This is a genomic window from Ignavibacteriales bacterium, from assembly GCA_020635255.1.
GTDB lineage: Bacteria > Bacteroidota > Ignavibacteria > Tepidaquicellales > Tepidaquicellaceae > JAEYVS01.
In genome coordinates this window covers 498,947-521,732 of the sequence record JACKAC010000001.1, presented here as the reverse complement: position 1 = coordinate 521,732, position 22,786 = coordinate 498,947, and the positions used below count along the sequence as shown (strand labels likewise).

The 22,786-nt window shown below is 33.3% G+C and carries 23 protein-coding genes, 1 tRNA gene and 1 pseudogene; 4 read left to right on the top strand and 21 right to left on the bottom strand.

Annotated features, from left to right (window positions below):
• Positions 1–15: 15 nt before the first annotated feature.
• Together H6614_02380 and H6614_02375 are read right to left on the bottom strand one after the other, a co-directional pair.
• Positions 16–441: a hypothetical protein gene (locus tag H6614_02380; GenBank protein ID MCB9242503.1), complete on the bottom strand. Its 426-nt coding sequence runs from the start codon at positions 439–441 to the stop codon at positions 16–18.
• Between the two features lie 11 nt (positions 442–452).
• On the bottom strand, positions 453–1,640 hold the full coding sequence (locus tag H6614_02375; protein MCB9242502.1) for a hypothetical protein: 1,188 nt from the start codon (positions 1,638–1,640) through the stop codon (positions 453–455).
• 621 nt (positions 1,641–2,261) lie between these two features.
• Between H6614_02375 and H6614_02370 the strand changes: the two genes are divergently transcribed.
• A tRNA-Lys gene (locus H6614_02370) sits at positions 2,262–2,334 on the top strand.
• Positions 2,335–2,420: 86 nt separating this feature from the next.
• Here the strand turns inward: H6614_02370 and H6614_02365 are convergent.
• The 8 genes from H6614_02365 to H6614_02330 all read right to left on the bottom strand — a co-directional run bounded on the left by H6614_02365 (position 2,421) and on the right by H6614_02330 (position 12,911).
• Positions 2,421–5,063 (bottom strand): AAA family ATPase, encoded by a 2,643-nt coding sequence (locus H6614_02365; GenBank protein ID MCB9242501.1) that lies wholly within the window; start codon positions 5,061–5,063, stop codon positions 2,421–2,423.
• Positions 5,064–5,245: 182 nt separating this feature from the next.
• Positions 5,246–5,494, bottom strand: coding sequence for a hypothetical protein (locus tag H6614_02360; GenBank protein ID MCB9242500.1), 249 nt, complete (start codon positions 5,492–5,494; stop codon positions 5,246–5,248).
• A gap of 2 nt (positions 5,495–5,496) precedes the next feature.
• The gene (locus H6614_02355; protein MCB9242499.1) at positions 5,497–5,805 is read right to left on the bottom strand and encodes a hypothetical protein; all 309 of its coding nucleotides are present in this window, start codon (positions 5,803–5,805) and stop codon (positions 5,497–5,499) included.
• A 191-nt stretch (positions 5,806–5,996) separates the two neighbouring features.
• Complete coding sequence (locus H6614_02350; GenBank protein MCB9242498.1) at positions 5,997–6,938, bottom strand: hypothetical protein; 942 nt, start codon at positions 6,936–6,938, stop codon at positions 5,997–5,999.
• Between the two features lie 174 nt (positions 6,939–7,112).
• Positions 7,113–9,587: a T9SS type A sorting domain-containing protein gene (locus H6614_02345; GenBank protein ID MCB9242497.1), complete on the bottom strand. Its 2,475-nt coding sequence runs from the start codon at positions 9,585–9,587 to the stop codon at positions 7,113–7,115.
• 164 nt (positions 9,588–9,751) lie between these two features.
• Positions 9,752–10,990 (bottom strand): T9SS type A sorting domain-containing protein, encoded by a 1,239-nt coding sequence (locus H6614_02340; GenBank protein ID MCB9242496.1) that lies wholly within the window; start codon positions 10,988–10,990, stop codon positions 9,752–9,754.
• 26 nt (positions 10,991–11,016) lie between these two features.
• A complete protein-coding gene (locus tag H6614_02335; GenBank protein MCB9242495.1) occupies positions 11,017–11,241 on the bottom strand; it encodes a hypothetical protein in 225 nt (74 codons plus the stop codon).
• Between the two features lie 167 nt (positions 11,242–11,408).
• Positions 11,409–12,911, bottom strand: coding sequence for a hypothetical protein (locus H6614_02330; GenBank protein MCB9242494.1), 1,503 nt, complete (start codon positions 12,909–12,911; stop codon positions 11,409–11,411).
• 156 nt (positions 12,912–13,067) lie between these two features.
• On the opposite strand from H6614_02330, the gene H6614_02325 reads away from it, so the two are divergent.
• Positions 13,068–13,283 (top strand): hypothetical protein, encoded by a 216-nt coding sequence (locus H6614_02325; protein ID MCB9242493.1) that lies wholly within the window; start codon positions 13,068–13,070, stop codon positions 13,281–13,283.
• A gap of 175 nt (positions 13,284–13,458) precedes the next feature.
• On the opposite strand, the gene H6614_02320 is transcribed toward H6614_02325, so the two are convergent.
• From H6614_02320 to ric, 11 genes are all read right to left on the bottom strand, one after another.
• The gene (locus H6614_02320; protein MCB9242492.1) at positions 13,459–13,905 is read right to left on the bottom strand and encodes a hypothetical protein; all 447 of its coding nucleotides are present in this window, start codon (positions 13,903–13,905) and stop codon (positions 13,459–13,461) included.
• 13 nt (positions 13,906–13,918) lie between these two features.
• Positions 13,919–14,134 (bottom strand): hypothetical protein, encoded by a 216-nt coding sequence (locus H6614_02315; protein ID MCB9242491.1) that lies wholly within the window; start codon positions 14,132–14,134, stop codon positions 13,919–13,921.
• Between the two features lie 52 nt (positions 14,135–14,186).
• The gene (locus H6614_02310) at positions 14,187–14,300 is read right to left on the bottom strand and encodes a hypothetical protein (GenBank protein MCB9242490.1); all 114 of its coding nucleotides are present in this window, start codon (positions 14,298–14,300) and stop codon (positions 14,187–14,189) included.
• A 9-nt stretch (positions 14,301–14,309) separates the two neighbouring features.
• Complete coding sequence (locus H6614_02305; GenBank protein MCB9242489.1) at positions 14,310–14,390, bottom strand: hypothetical protein; 81 nt, start codon at positions 14,388–14,390, stop codon at positions 14,310–14,312.
• Positions 14,391–14,603: a hypothetical protein gene (locus H6614_02300; GenBank protein MCB9242488.1), complete on the bottom strand. Its 213-nt coding sequence runs from the start codon at positions 14,601–14,603 to the stop codon at positions 14,391–14,393. It lies immediately after the preceding gene.
• Positions 14,604–14,613: 10 nt separating this feature from the next.
• Positions 14,614–14,916, bottom strand: coding sequence for an NADH-quinone oxidoreductase subunit NuoK (gene nuoK, locus H6614_02295; GenBank protein MCB9242487.1), 303 nt, complete (start codon positions 14,914–14,916; stop codon positions 14,614–14,616).
• A gap of 305 nt (positions 14,917–15,221) precedes the next feature.
• A complete protein-coding gene (locus tag H6614_02290) occupies positions 15,222–15,542 on the bottom strand; it encodes a hypothetical protein (GenBank protein MCB9242486.1) in 321 nt (106 codons plus the stop codon).
• Between the two features lie 208 nt (positions 15,543–15,750).
• Entirely contained in the window at positions 15,751–16,134 is a 384-nt protein-coding gene (locus tag H6614_02285; GenBank protein ID MCB9242485.1) for a DUF488 family protein, read from the bottom strand.
• Positions 16,135–16,169: 35 nt separating this feature from the next.
• Positions 16,170–16,637: a hemerythrin domain-containing protein gene (locus H6614_02280; protein ID MCB9242484.1), complete on the bottom strand. Its 468-nt coding sequence runs from the start codon at positions 16,635–16,637 to the stop codon at positions 16,170–16,172.
• 12 nt (positions 16,638–16,649) lie between these two features.
• Positions 16,650–18,182, bottom strand: a complete 1,533-nt coding sequence (locus H6614_02275; protein ID MCB9242483.1) for a multicopper oxidase domain-containing protein — start codon at positions 18,180–18,182, stop codon at positions 16,650–16,652.
• A 608-nt stretch (positions 18,183–18,790) separates the two neighbouring features.
• Entirely contained in the window at positions 18,791–19,537 is a 747-nt protein-coding gene (gene ric, locus H6614_02270; protein ID MCB9242482.1) for an iron-sulfur cluster repair di-iron protein, read from the bottom strand.
• A 788-nt stretch (positions 19,538–20,325) separates the two neighbouring features.
• Here ric and tkt point away from each other — a divergent pair.
• The gene (gene tkt / locus H6614_02265; GenBank protein MCB9242481.1) at positions 20,326–22,335 is read left to right on the top strand and encodes a transketolase; all 2,010 of its coding nucleotides are present in this window, start codon (positions 20,326–20,328) and stop codon (positions 22,333–22,335) included.
• Positions 22,332–22,774 (top strand): annotated as a pseudogene (locus H6614_02260) (RpiB/LacA/LacB family sugar-phosphate isomerase). The gene tkt and the pseudogene H6614_02260 overlap by 4 nt, the downstream one beginning before the upstream one ends.
• The last annotated feature ends 12 nt before the right edge of the window (positions 22,775–22,786 follow it).

Genomic DNA, 22,786 nt, shown 5'->3' with positions numbered 1-22,786 from the left:
AATGCCTTTAGTAAATTATCCACAGTGAATATTTTCATAATGTTCTTTTTCAGGTGGCCAAACACTTTTGATTTCAGAAATTGAGTTTTTTAACCGTTTATTCGCAATAATTAATCCAATAGACTTTCCTATTATAGAAAAACCTAGAAATGAAACTAAAATTATAACAATTGCATTTATTATAGAAATGTGAGATTCAATGTACTTATAGATAATAAATCCAAATCCTAATATTAGGCCTACTACTAAGCCCTTGGCTCCTTCGCTACACCCACAGGAATAATAGTTTTTGTTTAATAAGTTTTCAAAGAATTCTACTTTAGGATTGTTCAACATATTTCCACCTAATCGAATCTTTCCAATTGATTGATTGCGCTTCAAAGGGAATACAGAAAGGTTGTTTAATTGCGATGGATGACTAATTAAGTATTCCTTCTCCATAATTATTTTTTTTAAAAATAAGTAACATGCTTTGATGCTCTAATAGCTAAAGCTTGAATATTATTAATTCTTGGGTTGACTCTATCAGGCGGTATAGTTGAAAAGGGATTGCATTGATCTTGTGTTGCCATCATATTCGAATTATCATTATTAACGCAAGAATGTGGAAGCATACATGCGTGCCCTACTTCGTGTCCTAATGTGCGAGGACTTGAATACGGGAAAATAAAACTGCCTTCAATGGTTGCATAATCCGTAAAAGCAATGTGACAGCCTATAGCATCGGGGATGTTTCGAATTATAAAACAAGTTACTGGTGCACCATAACCTAATATTCTTCTCCAAGATCCAAAAAAACATAAAATGCTCGACTTTAATTGGAAGGAAGATGTAGGTGTTCCAAATGCAGAATTAAATGAATCGCAACGAACATCCAAAATATCCGAGTCACTACTATTAGAGTCTAATATAATCCAGTCATCAGAAACTGTCTCTGCTTCAGAAAAACCGCTGAAATACTGAAATGGTTTCGATGGTATTACTCTGACATTACAATCTCTTTTATAAATGTCACATGCAACTTGTAATAATTGTTTTGCAACTTCAGTTGAAGAGACCAGATTACCATTTTCGTCTCTAAGAATTATTGTACATACTCTCAATATCTTTTCTGGTCTTATGCCTATTGCACCTAAGATAGTATCACCTATTGAAAAAACTACAGATACTACGGTTGATATGAAATTAAATATATATTTAATTATGGTTCCAATAACTGGAATAGATTCTATTAATTCAATAACAAAACCAATCGCAGATAAGACCCAACCTAAAACAGATTCAAGAGTTACTATAACCGCATTTATAGCAGAAGTTCCAATATCCCATAAAACACATATAGAGGTCGTTATCCAAGTCCAGGCAATACAAACAATATTCGATACCCAGGTCCAGGCAATACAAACAATATTCGATACCCAGGTCCATGCAACACAAACAATGTTTGATACCCATACCCAAGCTGAACATAACCATGAACAAGGTTTCCAAGTACAACATTTTTTGTAGCCTTGGTCAGCTGTTGCTGCACATTTGTTATAACCTTGATCTTCGCTAGCAGCGCATTCACTATAACCTTGATCTTCGGTTGCAACACATTCATGCTGCCGTTCTTCACCCCATTTAATGCAAGTTGACAATTTTTTTTAGAGTTTTTTTCATCGGTAATTTTAAACTATATGATAAAGCTTTATTGCCAAGAATATAATATGAAAATATATTAATAAATATACGAAATATTAATAAAATTAACCTTTTAATATTTTAATATAATGTTTGATAAAACAATTATATAGCAAGCCGATACAGTTGAATTAAATATGTTTAATTTAATTTTGAGAAATATAAAAAAACTCAAGATTATTTAGTGGGCTCAAGCTATAATGCATAAAGATTGCTTAGATGAGTACTATATGGCAAATATGGTGTTCACCATCCAATTTCCACAAAGTCATAACATAAAATCAAAAGTCTCATTGATTTTGTAGATTGCAATTCCTGATTTCACTTGGCAACGATTTTGCTACGAATTATTCAAATCAAGTAGAAAATAGGGCGGTATATTAAGACTGTCACTCAGGAGGTCTCGGTTTGAGTCTGTCGGCTTCACCAACTTAACACAGGAACTCAGGAACTTTATTTTCTTCCATACGATTTCCATACGATTCTAAAAGAATATGACAAATTTGAGAGAAAATGTTCCATTTTAGAGAATTGTTAAATATCTACAAAATTAATATCTTTGCATTCCATTATAGAACGCACCCTTAGCTCAGTTGGTAGAGCAACTGACTCTTAATCAGTGGGTCCAAGGTTCGAATCCTTGAGGGTGCACTAAATAAGTCCTTTAAGATTAATTTCTTAAGGGACTTACTTTTCGTTTGTAAATTCGTTGGGCAGCACTTCGGGCAGCACTTTTATTAAAGTCCATATTTTTTTCTCTTAAGTTTATACGCTTCATATCCGCCTTCTAAATGTCCAACAACGTTGTCTTTGATTACTTTTTGATCAATGGAACCTGATGAAGCTATATATCCATTTTTACCATCAGCCTCTAATACTATATATTGATCGGAGTCAGAAGAAACAGAAATGCTAGAATTATGAGTTGTAAATATAAATTGCCTAGCATGTTTGCTAATTCTTAATCTTGTGCAAATATCTGCCCAAATAGAGGGTACATCTAGGGCATCTTCAGGTTGGTCTATTATTACAGGCATTTCTCCATCACCTAGGGCAATCATTATTAAAGCATCTGCCTTTTGCCCCATAGAAAGTTCTGCTAGCGGATAGTGGTTTTCATCTTTCTTTTGATAATTAATCTCGATCCTATCTTCAGGATATCCTTTATATTGCATCGACAAACTCTCAAGTACATTTTGATGTGTTAATTCTCCAATTATGTTACCTGCTTTCAATTCAGATAAATTACATAGCTTGGCAATTTTCTTTATATTTTCGTCTAAAGCATATTCTATTAGATCTACCGGTGAAACTTTTTCTACAATATCTTCAATTTCTGTTTTCTCCACTTGAGAACCGACTTTTAACTTTTTAAGCATTTCTAAATATACTGTTTTATTATCACCTGGTTGAATAATAATATTAAGTTTATTATTCGATTTGGTGTTAATGAGATCAGCTTGCTTGCACCTCTCATCGTAATAATTTTTCTTAATAAGTTTTAGATCTTCTAAAATTGATTTTCTAGTTTCTCTAATGTTTTGAAATTGTTCAGAAGCTTTTTTTGCAAAATCAATTCTTTTTTTGAGATTGCTTTTCTCTTTTTGTAGAGCCTTCCGTTCAGTCTCCAATTCCTTTTCTTTTTCCTTCAATTTTATATTCTCTAAATATCCTTTTTCAACATGAGTATACTTAGTTTTTTTAATCCAATTACTTAAAACTTCTTCAGATTTATTTCTTGACCCCTCAATGTTTGAAAGTTCTTTTTTAAGAGCTTTAATTACATTACTATAGCTTTTATTAAGATTAAACTCAATAATATCTACGGCTTTTTTAGAAGATGCTTTTTTGGGTGGGCAGTTCGTTTCAAATAACTCAATTGTTTCATCAATACTTGCTATTAAGATATCATATTCTTTAATTTTTTCTTCAATTGATTCCTTCTCGCCAAATAATTTTAAATAAGTATCGCTCTTTCCTAGAGAATCTAGGCCACTTATTTTTTTATTTATCTTTTGCAATTTTTCTTCACAAGTTTTGTACTCCTTTGTAACTCTTTTAAGGTTTTTTGAATCCGACATTGCTTGAAATAAATCTCGATCCAAATCTGCTAACTGATCCTCAATACCATTCGATTGTTTACGATACCCTTCAAAATTTCTAAAATTATCAAGAAGTTTTAATTGTGCATTAGAATCTCTTGTTATTTCAAGGATTTCGTTTTGGCTGTAAATTAACAATGGGAAAATTGATGAGATATCACCATCGTACTGCTTGCCAGTAGATAAATTTGTACAAACGGGAACATTAGAGTATGGATCCCTAGTGTCATTCAATCTTCGAATTAGCTTATATTCATCGCCTGAAGAGTCACGAAAATAAACCTCAATTTCACCATTAAGCTTTAATTCCTTTTTGAGTTTTTCAATATGATCTTTGTAAATTGAATTTGTTGTTGGTTTGTAATCAAAAACAAATCTTAAAAATTCGATTGCTAGTGATTTACCTGTACCAGTGCCGCCAATAATACTATTCATTCCGGGATTAAATTCAAAACGTTCACCATCAAGAAATCCTCCTTTAACTGTCATACTCAAAAGAATTGGATGATTGTGCATTATTTTGTCAAGCTCATAATCCTGAATAATTCTACTGCCTGGGTCTTCAAAACATTGGCGAAGGGATTCCAAAGTTAGCTCACCCATCTTAAAGTATGTAAATTGAGAACCTATTGATTCTAAGCAATGACCATTATCATCGGGGCTTCTATTATCCGAGGATTTATATACTGGAAGCTCTCTCTTATATTGCGGATCCTTTCCATCCAAATAATCAAGCAATCTTTTACCTATTTCTTTTTTAAAATCACCCGCCGTCGCTTCAACCGCAGAAAGTTTGGGATTTTGAATAAGATTAATACGGGGATTTCCTCGTATATCCGAAAGTGCACCATTAGTAGAATTGGCGTGAGCTAAAACTGATAAACCTCCCTCTTCCCTTAAAATGTTTACAACATCATTAACACTTTTCGCGGTAAAGGCTTCTTCTCCTTTACCTCTGATACCTAGAGCCCCGACTACTTTTTGTAAATCGTCTTTACCAAATGAAGGATCAAAAAGACCAATAACATGAATAGGACCTTCCTTACCTCCATGACAAGAAACTTCTATACCTGGAAATATAACGAAGGCTTTTTCTAAGGCTGACTCTTTTATTTTATCAATGAAATCAACGGTATTATGATCTGTTATAGCAATAGCATCTAAACCAACTTTTATCGCTTGATCAACAATTTGGTCTGCGGTAACTTTTTTGTTACAAAAGTCATATGATGCCGGCGTATGAACATGTAAATCAAGTTTTTTTAATTGAAGCGACATATTTTTTAAAATAGAATATTAATATTATTTATTAAGGATAAATTTGAATTACCAATGTAATTTCTACATTATTCACAAATAATTATGTTTTCACTATCCCTACTATAAATAAAATTATCGAGGCAAAAGCATCTTATCTTAGTTAATCGAACCCCTCATCAGCTCAAAATTCACTGGAAAATTTACATTTTAAATTTTTCCAAAAGTATTTCTTTTATTTTTTCGTTTGTAGAATTTACATCTACTAAAACAGTTTCACCCAATATTCCATCTTCGGGTTTATTATAGCTAATCTTCAAAGCATAAGCATATATATCATCAATTTTTTCTCCATCTGATAATCCTACATTTTTCCTTTTTGGAAAGATGTCGATTAATTTAACATTAGGAATTGATAGTGAGTCAAAGATTTCTCTAATTTTTTTCTCCATTACTATTCTGTTCTCGAAAAGTCATTACTATGTTGAACAAGCCAAATTATATCGTCGAATGCTTTTTCTCTTATTGCTCTTCTTTCTTCTTTATCAATTTCTGGAGTTTCAAATTCCCCTGTAGCAATTGCTCTTAGTATATTTTTGATTGTTTCCCAATCCTTTTCCGAATATTCCTTTTCTTCAATTATTCTTTGGAAAAAGCCCAATGCAAATTTATCTTCTGGAGGATACAGATTTGCATCAGAACCATAAGGTTTAATTCTTTCAATAATAGTATGATTAAGTTTAATAACTACCGGTTCTCTCATTTTTTATTTTCGATTAGTTAAAAATGTAAAATTATATTTGTTCATCTATTTAATACTTTTCTATTAATAAGGAAAACATTTTAATTCAAATTTGCCGATAGTAAAATTTGGAAGACTAATATATCTTTATGTAATTACATTATTAACGTTATTAGAAATAGAATTTTGCCTATAGTAAAAGTAATTCCGGGTTAATTCTCAATTTTTAGTCCAACTCTATCGTTATCGACGTATAAAAGCCTATCCCTATCTGTGTCAAGAATAAACGGTTTTGTTTCGATTGAAATCCCATTTCTTGCATACTCTCTTATTTTTTTAGATAAAATTAACTTTGGGAAAATATTAAAAAAATGCTTGTTGTGTTTATAAAACTTAAACAAATTTAAACCAACTATTTTTGAGCTCTCTAAAATCCAATAGTTGATGTCAACAGAATAAAACCGTTCTTTTTGTATTTGCAATTCTTCAATATGAAAGTAATCTGGATTCAAGAATTCTAAAAGCCCAGTGTAATATGCTTTTGTTAAATTCTTCAATGAAGAATTATCATATGGTATATCTCTTTTAAATGGATCATGATATTTACATTTAATCCTATTGTAAAGGTTGTATGAAACACAAGCAATTGAAAAATTCACACTAACTGGCCCGGATGTAGCTTGTATTTTACAACCACTCATATTCGGGTACGTAGAGTCTGTGCGTCCCTTCGCTTCAATCGCAAAAATTGAATTTGGGGAATATGCAATTAAATCTGGATGACTTCCCCCTAAAGCAAAACCATTTAATCGCATAACGGCTTCATAATTAACAGTATAAAGTGAACTATCAATTCTTTTCGAAAGAAAATCGGCTATGCTTTTACCTGCTATATTTGAAAATTGACCTTTTTCTGTAGGATCATACATAGGTATTGGTGGAAGAGAAAATCTATTATTATTGTAGTAGTCATTTCTTTGCAAATATAGACTATAATGTAATAACATTCCAATTGCCTTAATAATTTTTCTTGGATTTGGAGCGTAATGTAACCCCGCCATAGCAAAGTGTTTGATAAATGCAAGCTTTGACATAAAATATGTCTGATTTGCAATATTCCCAAATTGATCTAAATATTCGACTGTTAGATTCATGATATTGTTAAAATTAATAAATTTGTTTTTAAAATCGATCGCTTCTATTAATTTTGGGTACAAACAGTTCAATAAAAGCATGCACCCCAGAATAAAAGAGCGCATGCTTTCCTATCTACTTGGTACTTAATACATGGAGTTATTATGTACGTATTTGTAGTTTTCCATTTGTGTTTATTTTATCAATAACATCTTTTTTGTCTCTACGAAATTACCTGCCTTAATTTTGTAATAATAAATGCCACTGGAAAGTTTAGAGCCGTTAAATGAAATTATGTAACTTCCAGCTTTCCTTAGTTCGTTTACAATTGTAGCCACTTCTCTTCCCAAGATGTCATATACCTTTATAGAAACATATACATCCTTTGGTAGATCAAATTGAATGTTTGTTGATGGGTTAAATGGATTTGGGAAGTTCTGTTTTAGTGCAAAAGTAGTTGGAATGTCCAATCCGTTTCCATTTACCGGACGTTCATCCTCCTCACCACCACCTGGTCCGCTAGGTTGTGTTCGAATACCGGTAGTTTTAACAAAATCTGATAAAACCGAGGCATCATCGTAAACATCCACTGCCTGTACCCTATACCTGATTGGATATTCTATCCAACAATAAGGGGGACACTCTCCATCAGGAAGGTAACATCCGGAAATAACTGATGTATCAACAAACGTTGGAGTTGTTCCGGTATCTATATCCACTGTTGCAATATAAGTGTATACATTTTCTGAATAGCTATGAGCATCGGGTGGAACTAAATCCATACTATCGGCTACTGATCTGTATATTTTATACCGTTTAAAATAATTTTCAGATACACCTGTTCGTATCATATCAGGCTCCATATTATGCTGCCAGGATATCTTAGGTCTAAAATAGTTGTTAACAAATTCACATGTTTCGTTTTTTAATCCCATTGGTCGCGAAGGAGGAGTTAGTTCAAGAATATCATCTTCATCAAGACCAGCTTGTCCAACCTTGTAAATATTCAATTCTGCATTTCCATGATTTTCTTCATGGAACCAGATAAAAATATTACTTTTAGATTGATTCCATTGGCTTGAGCTCGGACTTGAATATGGCGAAAACACTTCGTTATATCCCGGCAACCAGGGATCATCTCTATCGCCTGCAAGTTCACCTCTTGTATAAATCTCATCTAAATTTGTTTCAATTCTATCTGTACCAACTTCGCAAACACTGGATTGTTTTTCACCATTGCCCCACCATTTTGGATATGTTTGACCACCTGTATTGTAGTGAAAGCTTATACCGTCACCGATTAGTATTTGCTTATGTAGAGTGCTCGAATCATTATCATATCTTGCACTCGTTTTATTCCAGTATGGCCAATCAGGATTTGGCGATTGGTAACAAGTCGAGGGCACAGTCTGATAGTCATATCCTCCAAACTCCCAGTTCCAGTATCCATCAGCACATTCCATATCTGAAAATGAATCATTAAGATAAACAGGCAAGTGGTATCCTTCTCTAAAGTGATAAATATAAAGTCCTCTTCCTAATTCATAAGATACATTATATATATTTCCTATAAGTGCAACATCACCACTCATTGGTCTATCCCAATAGGACTCTTTGTTTCTATAAGCAATAGAAAAGATTTCATCTCCTTGAATCGGTATGGTTAAAACATTCCCTGTTAAATTTGAATTTCTTGAAGAATAGTCTCCTAATTCAAAAGAAGTATTACTGAAGTTAAATGTTGTATCCTCCATATACTGATTAGTGATCATATCATTGGGACTGAAAAACCCATCAAACCCAAATCCATAACTTACAGCGCTATATGTACTATGTCCACCGGAAAACATTTGATGCCCAAGCTCATGTCTGAATAAAGCCAAGTAACCATATTTTTGGGCATAAGTTGAGCCTGTTATACCCGAGCCTAAGTAACCTGAACCAGAATTTACATACACAGTGTCATTATTCTGAATTATCATATGCTCTGAACTATACGATCCTCCGAATGCATTGTATCCTGCATAATTTGGCATGGACGGAGCGCGGGATTTTACAACTCGAAATATCATATCAATTCGTTTATCCTTTGTATAATAAAATTTTTGGTCCGTTGTATTATAGCTCCACCTATCGTAATTGACCCAGTCAACTCCTTGTGCTGTAAGACTATCAAGTATTTCCTGGTTCATGTTATATTCATTAGTATAAGTGCTCCTGTTTCCGCTTAAAACAACTGAATAAGCCTTTCCAAGAACATGAAGGTTCCCCCTGCTAGCCTCCATATAATAATCGCTGAACTGTTGTGTGTTCTGATTATAAGCATCCCACCAATCGGTTTGGCTATTGTATTGGTTCGGAGCTGCTATCAGGGAATCCAGATAGATGGGTTTACCGTTATTTGTATTTTTATCTGGCCAATCCCAATAACCGGCATCATCCTGAAACTGAACGAAAACAATTATTACGGGAAAATGTGCTAAAGGAGGGCTCAATGTATCTCCGCTCAATGTCGTTCTGTTTGGTTTAACCCTGCCAAGAAAAGTCGGCATATTATCTGTAGTTTCAGAACTATCAACATAATAACAATCAAATGATTGAGAGTAGGATTCACTAAATACAAAAGATAAAAATAAAATTAGACTCAAATACTTAATTTTCTGTATCATTTTTGTGTTTTTTAAATGTGATAGAAAGGTTAATTTAAGCATAAAAGGGCGGACAATATCTAGTTAATAGATAAAGGCTTTTAAATTGCAACTGGAAGTCCTTGGTCTGCCCTTTAATTATTTAATTTATCCGGTGGATCCATCTATTATTACCTCCTTTCAGTTTATTTAATCAATAAAAATTTTTTAGTTTGGGAATTGAGCACTGAACTCAAGCGGTAAAAATAAACCCCACTTGAAAGCGCACTGCTCTCAAACCTTATGCTATAACTCCCTGACTGTCTGTAATCGGAAAACAACTCTTTAACAAGTTTTCCTTCTATATTAAAAACTTCAAGCTTGTAATATCCATTTCTTCTAACCGAATAATTAATCAATGTAGAATTGTTAAATGGGTTAGGGTAATTCTGACTTAATTCAAAATTATCAAAAGTGATTGTATTGTTTGTAATTCCAGTGATTGGATCTCCGCCGGTAGTTGTTTTGTATATTCTTCCAGATGTCCCAACAACCCAGCCTATAGTGTCATTTACAAATCGAAGTCTTCTGATAGTTAAAAACCCGATGTTTTCCCTTGTCCAGTTATATCCGCCATTTGTCGTACTATACAAAAGTGCAGTAGTCCCTCCAACAAAGCCGGTATTACTATTAACAAAATCTATCGTACGGAGGTCTTCATTTGTAAACGTTATCCGGGAAATTGTATCCCAGTTATTACCAAAATCTGTTGTTTTAAATATCCTACCATCTCTTGCCGGCATGAATCCTGTATTTTGGTTAATGAAACAAAAATCCTCAAACCCGGGTAGATTTGAAGGCAGATTAATATTTGCCTGGTACCAGTTTATACCTCCATCTGTGGATCTTTTAACAATGTCTCCTTCGCCTGTTAACAACCCGTCAAACGAGTTCTTAAAGTATATCTCAAACATATCTGCGATAAATATATATGTTGAATCAAAAGATATTCCTCCGTTGGTGGTTCTTAGAATTTTTTGAAGATCTCCGCAAATCCAACCCGTATCTTTATTTATAAAGCTACAAGTATAATAACTTGCTGTACCGCCTATCTGACCATTTCTAATTGCAAACCAGTTATCACCGCCGTTAGTACTTTTTAGAATTGTCTCAAACCATCCAACGCAATACATGGTATTGGCATCGACTACATCGATGTCAAATAGGGGCTTTCCAGATGCCGGGTTTGGAACGTTAATCCAATTCTCTCCGCCATTTGTTGTCTTTAGTATTATTCCTCCATCGCCGCAGATCCATCCTGTGTTTTCATTAACCATTTCAACATCTCGAAGTATATTTGTCGTACCTGAAGGCTGTAGAATCCATTGTGCATTGCATATTCCTGAGGAAATAATGAACAGGATAAGTATTAGTTTAATTTTCATAATCACTTTTTTTTATTTTAATTCTTTCAGGTTATAAAGTCACCATTAAAATCTGATAACTTTTCTTTGACCATTGGCTGATAAAAACCGCTTTCCGGGTAATCGTTACCGATTGTTTCCGACGGCTTAGATAGATCTACATACACTAGACTGCCATGTGGATAATATCCTTCATCAATTGATTTTTTTACTCCCCGTAAGAGATCCTTTACACTTTTCCCAAAAACAACTGAATATTCAAACTTTTCCATAAAATTTAGTTTGGGTTTGTTAATAATACATGTTATTGGATTTTAAGACAAAGGAAGGAAAAAATAAAACAATATTATGGGGGATTGCCGACCCAGAAATTCTCTAAACAATACTATCTTAATGTTTATATTTAATATATCTGGATAATTACATAAGAACGCCGATACTAAACTTTACTTTTTCCCCTTAAATCAAATTTTTCTATTAACCATAATTTAAACATCAGTCTTCCTTCAGATTTTAATTTATTATGAAAATACTCAAGTTCTTCAAGATTATCAAAATACCGAACAAGTTGTTTTAAATAGAAAAGAAATTTCTTATAGAAATTTCTTAAGGAATTTCCAATTAAATTATCTCTTGATAAAGCTACTTCGTATGAATGAATTAGATCCATTACTCCTACAAAGTCATTTAATTCATAATAATTTACTAATCTCAAATTTCTAATATCATATTTGTAAATAAAGTAATCAGGGTTTATTTTACTTATATAATCTAGGGATTTACGAAATTCTTTCTTTTTAAAATATAAATATGAAAGAGCAAACCTTTTCATATTTGTCCTAAACCTTGGATGAAGTTTTGCTGAATATTCCTCAATGTATTGCTCTAACCAGATAAGGTTATTATAATTTACGGCATTGATTAAGATATCACGGAATAATGTATAAGAAAGATATTTCTCATTCTTAGTTATATAGAAACCTTTTTCAAGAAATTGATTGTACAATTCATATAATTCCTCATTCCACTTTGTGGAGTCTTTACTTACTCTTTTTTGCAATAAGCAATAACTAATATGCCTTGAATTATGAAATTTTATTTCTTCATAGCTCAAAATATTACTGCTACCTTTGAAATTCTTCTTATACGTTTTATAAAAACTAATATTATCCATACTTTTATATGACAAATATAAGCTGTTGTATAATTCAATAAACTTTAATTCATCCGCAGTATAATGCTTAAATTTAATTATACTGCTTCTTAAATGGTCAATCAAATCTTCTATACTTACATTGTCACTTTCAATACTGAACTTCCTTTTATGAATAACAATACTTGAAAAAATAGTCACTAATGAAACATAGTGATAAATGGAAATGCTAAGAGCACATCTGTCAATCATAGAAATTTCAGTAAAAGCATGCTGTAATTTTCTAACTTTAGTATTGGAAACAAAATTATTAAATAACTGGGCATACAAATGATAATCCGTCATGAATTTGTTTAATTCATATCCACCGGCAGTAATCTCCTCATTAAACTTAGCATATTGCTTGTCGAATATATCCCCTAAATCCCGTTCCGATAAATCACTTAAGAGAAATAATCCTCTTGAATCATTCCTGTTCTTTAATTTTTCAATGATTAAAAATTCAAAGATCAATGAAAGTAACTTTGAAAGATAATCTCTTAATTCAGAACCCTTATGGATACCGTCTTTGTTTAAAAATGCCCCAAGATTTTCACGTGACAACTCTTTATTCGAAAAATCAGGATAATATTTTATTAATCTTTCATATAAGGACAATATTTTCCTACTCTTATTGAAATACGTTGATTTCATAAAGTTTGTAAGCCGATTGACCTCTTTGATACTCATTGATTTTAAAATATCTATCACACTATGCTTTAACATATTTTTATTTAATTCGTCAATCAAAAATTTAAGTTATTCTAAATAGCTTATAATTTCAATTGTTTAAGTAAGCTTTAAAAGAAATATGCTCAAAATCTTATATCGGCAGTTCAAATAAAGATTGTTTTAGAAAATCGATTCCTCCAATTAATATGCTTAAAAAAATTAATGGAGGTCATTATGCAATCTTTATCTTCTTTATTTTCAAAAGTAAAATATTTTCTTCTTTCCCTTATTTTTGTTTTTCTTATTTCAGCCTCACCAGTCTCTTCGGTTGTTTATTCAAAAACTACAGAAATAACAACTGAGAAGGTTCTTGTTGAAGGTGTGTGGTGGATTTATGTTTACGAAGACGGTATACTGATCAATACATATCCGGATGACGAGGGTGATTAATTGGTTTAAACAAATAAGAAAGCCCATCCCCCAAAAAAAAGATGGGCTTTCTTGTGGTAAGTTTAAGTTTTATAACATTGATACTTTTTTTCTTAAATCAACTAATACGCAAACTTGGACTGTTAATCCACCTTCTCAAAAATCTATAAATTTTCAACCATTAAAATCCCACTCTTTAGCATGTGTTTTTACCCCAAGCTTTATATACTTCGTCCATGGAGGGCATATTTTCAATATCTTCTTTTGTAAGATTATCCGGTAACATTTGCAAATTAAAAACATGCCTCTCGAACTTATTTATCAATTCAACAAGCTTTTTCTCATTAGCTCTTTTCACAAAACATAATCTAAAGTAATCTTCTCTATACGTTGAAATATCCGTATAAATAACTCCATTCTCAATCCTCGTTATCTTACCTTTTAACCGCCTTCCCCATATTCTTCCTTGTAGACTATATGGCTCTTCATCAGCCCAAATATAATCACCAATATTCAACTCCCATATATTCTCAGACTTTAATGAAGTAAAACAATGTGCCATTTCAATACTTTCGTAACCAGCCCACCAATTATAGAAAACAACTACTTGTCCTTCCTTTACTAAGTCATATAGTTTTTCCATGAATTATTGTTCTTTAAAAATTTACTTCAATTGCCTTCTCGGCACTTACTATTAATGTTGGTAGATTTAGTCTGCAAATGCCTATAAACTGAAAAATCGTAAGTGTGCCGAAGTTTGCGAAGATGAGGAACATAGCAATCATAAAACCAAAGTCGCCAATCCTGTTCATTACGAATGCATTCTTAGTTGCATCACTGGTGAATTTCTGTTCATACCAGAATCCAATCAGAAGTTATGAACATAGCCCCACACCATCCCAACCGAGAAATACCAGTAGGAAATTATCTGCCAGAATCAGGTTCAGCATTGCAAAAACTGAAGAGATTGAGGAAAGCAAAGAACTTAGCAAAATCCTGGTCGCCGTGCATATACCCGATCGAATAAACGTGTATCAAAAAACCAATTCACGTTATGATAAGAAGCATTGTTATCGACAGGGGATCAATTAGATATGAAACATTTACCGATAAATTCCCGGTTTGTATTCAGCTGAAAAAAGTTAACCGTAATGTTTCTTCTTCCTCAGGCACTCCAATCATCTGGAAAAGCAGTCCTACCCCAATCACAAATGGAATGAATACGAGCAGCGATGAAAGACATCCTGAAAACTTTTCGTTATTTATTTTCTTGCCGAAGATTCCGTTAATTAGGAATCCAACAAGTGGCAGAAGTATTATTAGGAAAAATAAATTCGTCATTCGGTTTTATTTACCATTTTAAGATGTTGAGTTCGTCGATATTGAGTGTATCCTTATTCCTGTAAAGTGAAATAGTGATAGCCAGACCGACTGCTGTCTCAGCTGCAGCGACAGTTAATACCATGAAAACGAATATCTGCCCGCTCACATCGCCCATATATGATGAAAATGCTACCAACGATAGATTAATCGCGTTTAACATAAGCTCTATACACATAAATATGATGATTGCGTTTCTTCGGACGAGTACTCCAATAACACCTATGGAAAATAAAAATGCGCTGAGAATGAGGTAATAATTAACTTCGAGCATTTAGGATTATTTGGTAAATTATTTTATCCGTAAAATTAATAAATGTATTTCTAGGATAAAAGTTAAAATTTTGTAATAATCGAATGGTTATTTTAGAGGATTATTCAAGAAAATTTATAAAAAATCAAAACTTTGCGTTTATTGCCTAATTTTGAGTTTGTGGTACACTAAGCAATACGGTGCCATTAACCTGGTATAAGGTTATTATTTACAGATAAATTAATGGTAAATACAATAGCCATATAACAGTATTTGAGGTATCTAGTGTCTTCCAAGCTGATTCATCGAAATAAGGGTATCTGCTCTTAGGTGATACTTGTAAAATTATAGCTAATATTAGTATTCTCATTTTTCCTGTATCTATCCAGATCCTTTGCAGTAAATTTTTCATCATCAGATGAAACTATATAGAAGAATGCTACAGGACCTTTAAAATTGAGAGTGACTTGACCTAAAAAATCATCTTTAACACGCAAATAATAATTATAATTTATTAATTCACTCAATGAACCACTTAATTCATTGGGGGTGATAAATAATTCTATGGGTTTATTTTCTATTATGTAATATTTTGTTAAAGCATTCTTACTTTTCACAAACACAACACTATCACTTGAAGTTATCAAAAATGTCCCCGATTAAAATACGGTAAAAACCAGAGGCGACATCCTTCCTGCAAAATCTGAAGATACTTGCTCATTAATTTTAATTTCAAAAATCCCATCCTCGTTTTAATAACACCATTATTAATAGTCCAGTAAAGTTTCATAATAATATCAGAACAGCTTACACTATAAAATGAATTTCAGATTCATTAAGATAAAAATGGTAAAATTACAATTTTTTTTTCATAATTTTGGTTCGAGCAGAGATGTGCCTTTTGAATTCGTTCAAAAGCACACGAGCCTCATTGTGGACTTCATCTTTTGTGCCATAAACTAAGGTTACATCTTTTTTCTTAATTTGCTCTATTAAAATTTGCACAGGTTCTTTATTTCCTTTGAGTTCTAATATATATCTTTTTTCAAATTCTTTCCATTTTTCAGGATCGTGATCAAACCATTTCCTAAGTTTAGTTGAAGGTGCTATATCTTTTAACCATAAATCCACCCTTGCCTTTTCTTTAGTTAATCCACGCGGCCAAAGTCTGTCTACAAGGATTCGGTAACCATCCTTTTTATCAGGTTCTTCATAAACTCTTTTTATTGTGAATTTCATTTATTGCAACATCCTTTTTAAAATGTTTATAAATTTTATTCTTTATATAGCCAAAATTCATCACTTAAATTGTCAACAAATCTTTCGTCGGAATGTATCTGTTCAAATTTCATCAATTGATCATCAGAAGCAGCTTTTTGAATCTCATTGAATAAGATTCCTTCTTCAAACCGAATATGTTTTTCAAGCTCAGTAGTAATTAACTCCAGATTGTTATCAATATTATTTTTTTCAGTAAAAAGTTTAGTTAGTTGCTTATGCTCTTCAATCGCCTGCTTAATCAATTCATTATCAATTCCTAAAACCGGGTACAAATGCTTTTCTTCCAATTCAAAATGATGAACAATGTGATTTTTATAAAACCAGTCAGTATATGCTTTTATTCTGTTGATAGGAATTCCTTTCTTTAAACCAGTTTTTATCTTCCAGCATAATAATAAGCTATGGTGATGATCTCTACTAAATGGCTTAATTTCATCAATTCTTTTTAATGGTTTTCCCATTTTATTTCACCGTTAAACATTTACAGTATTATATTTTCTTTTTATGGAACTTACCAAGAACAACACTATAAGTAGCATCGCAAATGATATAATTGGCAATATTGTGTTTAACAATCCACCTGAAGCCGATGATGTTGTTTGAGACTCTTGTACAGTCACTACACCTCTCATATATGGATGCGGAGTACACATATATTTATACTCACCTTCATCTTCGAATGTATACTCAAATGATTCCGTATGAGCCAACAGCTCTGATGTAAAATTATTGGGACCCTCGTACGTCACTACATTGTGTATTCCGGCAAACTCCCCCTCCATATATGAGAATACATCCTCATTTACCCACTTGACTTTCGTCCCAGGTGTAACTTTAACAACCTTTGGACTGAATGAATTTCCTATAATCTTAATTGTTACTTCCTTCGTAGTTTCATCATATACTACAGGCACATCCACATCTGGACTACCAGGCTCAAATGGTGATATTGTCCTTGTTGATTTGGATTTGATCTCTTCCATTTCCTTAGTATCGTAGGTAGGTCCATCTCCTAGTACAACCGCCGGCGTCTTAGCACTGTCATCACATACCAGTAAGCCTATTGCTCCTCTGTCTGTTGATCCTACTGCGTGCGTGATCATATAATATGATCCCTCATCAGGGGGCATTCTAAATTCTATTACCCATGAATCAGCTGGACCAGCTGTAACACTCTGACCACCTTGCATTACAGCATCCGGATTTCCCTGCCAATAAACAAAATCCCATATTATTCCAACAATGTGGAATGTGGACAGCAGATTAGGACCTGAATTTAAAAAATATATCCTAACATAATCACCCGGCTTTGCTTTTATTGGCTCCTCTACATATCGGAATATCTTTCCGTTGAATGTAACATACATTGGATCACTTGTTACAGCATCTTTACCACTTGCATAAAATTCATGCTGATTTAAATATATCTCAACATCCGGTTTTTTGTTAAGTATTTGTTCCATCTTATATTGCTTCTTTGGCTTTACAACCATCATACCATATTGACCAAATATTATATGCATTGGGATTGCATGGCCACCCGGTGCGCAGTGATACATATATACACCAGGGACTGTAACTTTAAATACCATCGTTCTGCTTTCACCGGAAGGAATCTTACCCAGGTATTTTGAAGTTTGAGTATATGCCGCGTGAATTGATGCTCCGTGTGGTACATTACCTTTATTATTGACTGTAAATTCTACTATGTCACCTTCTTCTACAATTATTGTAGGACCGGGAATTGTTCCATTGGTTACAAATCCTTTATACATAACTCCGTTTCCAATATACACTTCACCTTCATACAAATCTATGCTTACCTTTTTTGTAGATGCAGTATTCTGCGGTACATAGCTTGTTGGCGGAATTGAAAGCCCATTATCTCTGTTTATTATTTCAATAAATTCCTTCTTATCACCTTCTTTATCTGGAACCTGTATTGTTCTTCCTGTAGTTGAGGTCACAACTGAAGATACTTGTTGCGAGTACTGTGAGCTAGCCATGCCGTAGTTATTGATAGCTCCTAACAGCTCTTTCGATACAAGTGTATTCTCTCTCGTTGTGGTTAACTCATCATAAAATGTTGCATTACATCTCGGACAGGTAGTGGTATTATTTTGCGTCAATAACATTAACATTACTACCACTATAATGTAAAATATTATTTTATATCTTTTCATTTTTGCTCTTTGATTCATTATTTGATATTATTTCCAGTATGTTTTCTCTAAAATATTGTAAAAAGAAATATGACAATATAAAAAAGTATCAATACAATCACCATATAATAGATAATGTTTATATATTTCATTTCTCCCGCTAGACTGGTATTACTTTTTACAACGGAACATGCAAAAGAGTCTGGTAAAATCTTAACACTTACATTTTCACTTGAAGGTTCTTTCACGGTAATATCTGAAGTATTGTAAATCAATACGATGAATATCAGAAAGATAAGCACTAACAAACCAAAGCTCAGAATTCTTGTATACAGTTTCATATCCATCCCTTCATTTTCTGTTTCACCGAATAACAAGGTCGGATAAATTATCATCAACAGTAAACTAAATATTGTAAAAATTGTCTTTTTCATTTTGTCCCTCAATACTTTTTACATGCTGCAGGAATCCTGATCTATTTTCATTACACTATATTCAAGTTCCATAGCTTTTGGAAAAAGTATATTATTTTCTAAGTGAACGTGTACGTGCAGATCTTTTTCAAAATCCTTTAATTCACTATACAAAACACGAAAAGTCCCGCAGGAATTATTAGGAGGTGTATAGTTATTCGTTAGCTTACTTATTTTCGCCATATCATCGCCGGCTTGCTGGTGCTCTTCTTCCATTACTTTAATCGGGTTTTGTACTTTCCCAAAGGGTGGTACAGAAATAACCTGTGAGTTATTTTTTGCCAAATACAATTTATGAATATATGGGAATAACATCTTCTCTTCTTTTGACATATGCATCAAAAGATCATCTTTCATTATCTTGAATTGCTCCCCTACTTTCACAACTTCGGGGTTCCTTTCACCATGAGCTGATATCACTTTTTGTAAATGATTTTCTATACTTGGAATATTTTTTCTAATATATCTATGGTGATTATTCACAATATAATCTGCAAGGAATCCGGCATCCCAATCTCCGTAATGGCTGGAGGATGAATTATCCTCTTCAAGTCTGGATAATTTCTCAATCACTAAATTTTCATCAATCCCTTTATCTTTACAGGCTTGATTGATGCTTTTCTTTCCACCGCAGCAATAATCCAGTCCAAACTCTTCAAATACTCTGGCTGATTGGAAATTCTTTGTGACCAGATCACCGATTCTGTTTTCTTTTTCTACTATCATTTTGGGTAATCTCCTTTTTTCTATAAAATTACAAAATTTATAAAGGAGTTACCTTGACTTAAATCAATATAATGATTTTTCTATTAAAATATTGATTTGGATGAATTTTGAAATGTTAGAGAAAGAGTCTCGATTATAGTACCCAATACGACGCTAAGTCATTCTTGCTTATAGTGAGCTCTATCAATTATTCATCATTTCCATGTTTACTGTCATATTCTGTAATGATATAACCTACTACCGTTTGGTGACATCTTTTAGTGTTACTTCCCCTCTACATGGCTAGTAAGAGTTCTTAGCCTTTTCGCAAACCATAATAACATTTTCATACTTATTTCAGGATTTCTAGTAAGCAGATCAATGAATTCTTTTGCAGGTATTCTTACAACCTGAGTATTATAATGTATTCATCCACAATCACAATAAGAAAAAGATTACTATTCGAGAACTTAATTGGTATTACTTCTATTTATATTGATAGTAAGCGATCTAATTGATATTCTTTAAAACGGCATCACACAATCAATTACAAAACTAAATATAGATAAAATAGATAGATACATCTTATACTCCTGAGAACTTAAGGATTATTCAAAAGTAACTGAATTTGGCGAAGAACTTACAAAAAAATTTTTTGACTATTTTGAGCTTCTAACATTTAAAAAGGATTATATAAGAACTGAAGATACTAACGAAAGGGAATCAATTGAAAAGATATTAATGAAATTAATATAGATTGAACCAATTTTTCATAGTTAAGACAACACATACTTTTATTTTTTTAAAAAATGAAAACAGAAACAACATCTATTCAGCAAAAGGCAATTGACACAGTGCGTATATTAGCGGCTGATGCAGTTCAAAAAGCAAACTCTGGTCATCCGGGAGCTCCTATGGGGCTTGCCTCTGTAGGCCATGTTTTATGGACGGAATCCATGAACTATAATCCGCGTAATCATGAATGGCCTAATCGCGACAGGTTTATTTTGTCTAACGGCCATGCCTGCATGTTACAATACAGTTTTTTGTACCTAACAGGTTATGATATCACATTGAATGATATTAAAAAATTCCGACAATTACATAGCAAAACTGCAGGACATCCTGAATATGGATTGTTAGCGGGCATTGAAGTTACAACTGGACCATTAGGTCAGGGCTTTGCCAATGGAGTGGGATTTGCTATTGCGCAAAAATATATGGCTGCCCGGTACAATAAGCCGGGCTTCGATATTTTCAATTATAAAATTTATGCTATCTGCAGCGATGGTGATTTGATGGAAGGCATAACTTCTGAAGCCGCATCTTTGGCAGGACATCTCCAATTAGGCAACATGATTTATTTGTATGATAATAACCATATTACAATTGAAGGGAATACCAACCTAACATTTGATGAGGACCTTGCACAACGTTTTGAAGCCTTTGGCTGGCACGTTCAAGTACTTGCAGATGGCAATGATTTAGAAGCGTTATCCTCGGCTATAAAAAATGCCCAAAATGAAACCAATCGTCCTTCCCTGATAAAAGTTCGTACACATATAGGCTATGGTAGCCCCAACAAAGCAGATACTGCCAGAGCACATGGTTCCCCTTTGGGTGAAGAAGAAATAAAACTGGTGAAGAAAAGCTTTGGTTTTGAACCTGATAGGAATTTTGATATTCCAGATGAAGTTTTAAATTATTATCGTAAAGCCGGTATTAGGGGAATAAAAAAGGAACAGGATTGGAACGAATTGTACAAGCGCTATAAAGAAAAATATACAGTGCTGGTGAATGAATATGAATTATTAAGCAGCGGTAGGTTGCCTGAAGGGTGGAAGGAAAAGTTATTGGTTTTTAAAACCGGAGAAAAGATTGCAACCCGAAAAGCTTCGGAAAAAGTTCTGAATGTAATTGCTGACTATTTGCCCAACTTGATTGGTGGTTCGGCAGATCTGGCTCCATCCACATATACGGACCTAGAGAAATACAAATCATTTTCAGTTGAGGATCGTAACGGACGCAACTTCCACTTCGGTATTAGGGAACATGCCATGGGTGCTATCTTAAATGGATTAGCCCTTAGCAAAATTATTATTCCTTATGGCGCAACCTTCCTTATTTTCTCCGAATATATGCGGCCGCCCATTCGCCTCGCAGCCATCATGAAAATTCGTCCAATATTTATTTACACGCATGATAGTATCGGATTGGGTGAAGATGGAACAACGCATCAGCCCGTTGAACAATTAATCTCATTAAGGTCTATACCAAACATAACGTTTATTCGCCCAGCCGATGCTAATGAAACAGTGCAGGCATGGAGAGTTGCTTTGGAACATACCGATGGTCCGGTAGCGATTATATTAACAAGACAGGGAGTTCCAGTAATTGACCAGGAAAAATACACGAAAGCTGATGAACTGGAAAAAGGAGCCTACATTCTATCCGAATCAGAAACATATCCTCAAATAATTTTGATCGGTACCGGCTCTGAAGTTCAATTAATAATAGCAGCTCAGCAGAAATTAAAAGAGCAAAACATTGAGGCCCGTGTAGTAAGTATGCCTTCGTGGGAATTGTTTGAAAAACAGGATGCCGCTTATAAAGAAAAAATATTTCCACAAACATTGAGAAAAAGATTGGCTGTAGAAGCCGGCTCACCACTAGGCTGGCATAAATATGTAACCGATGAGGGCGATGTTGTCGGCATCAACACATTCGGACATTCTGCACCTGCAGAAGAATTGTTTAAATTATTTGGATTTACAATTGACAATGTGGTGACCAGGGCAAAAAAACTACTTGAAAAATGAAAATAGGAATTGCAGCAGATCATGGTGGATTTATATTAAAAAATAATATCCATGAGTCCTGAATAATCAGGGATTTGAGGTAATAGATTTTGGTGCAACTATTCTGGATGACACAGATGATTATCCTGATTTTGTAATTCCGCTTGCTAAATCCGTAGCTGCATATGAAGTTGAGCGGGGTATTGCAATTTGCGGTAGTGGAGTTGGCGCATCAATTGCTGCCAACAAAGTTATTGGTGTGAGAGCAGCTTTAATCAACGATTATTTTTCTGCGCATCAGGGTGTGGAGGATGATGATATGAATTTGATTTGTCTTGGTGGAAGTGTTATTGGTTTTGCAACAGCACAGGAATTTATCTCAGCATTTTTAAGCGCAAAATTTACCAACGCTGAGAGACATATAAGAAGATTGCAGAAAGTTAGAAAGTTAGAAAGTTAGAAAACAAAATTA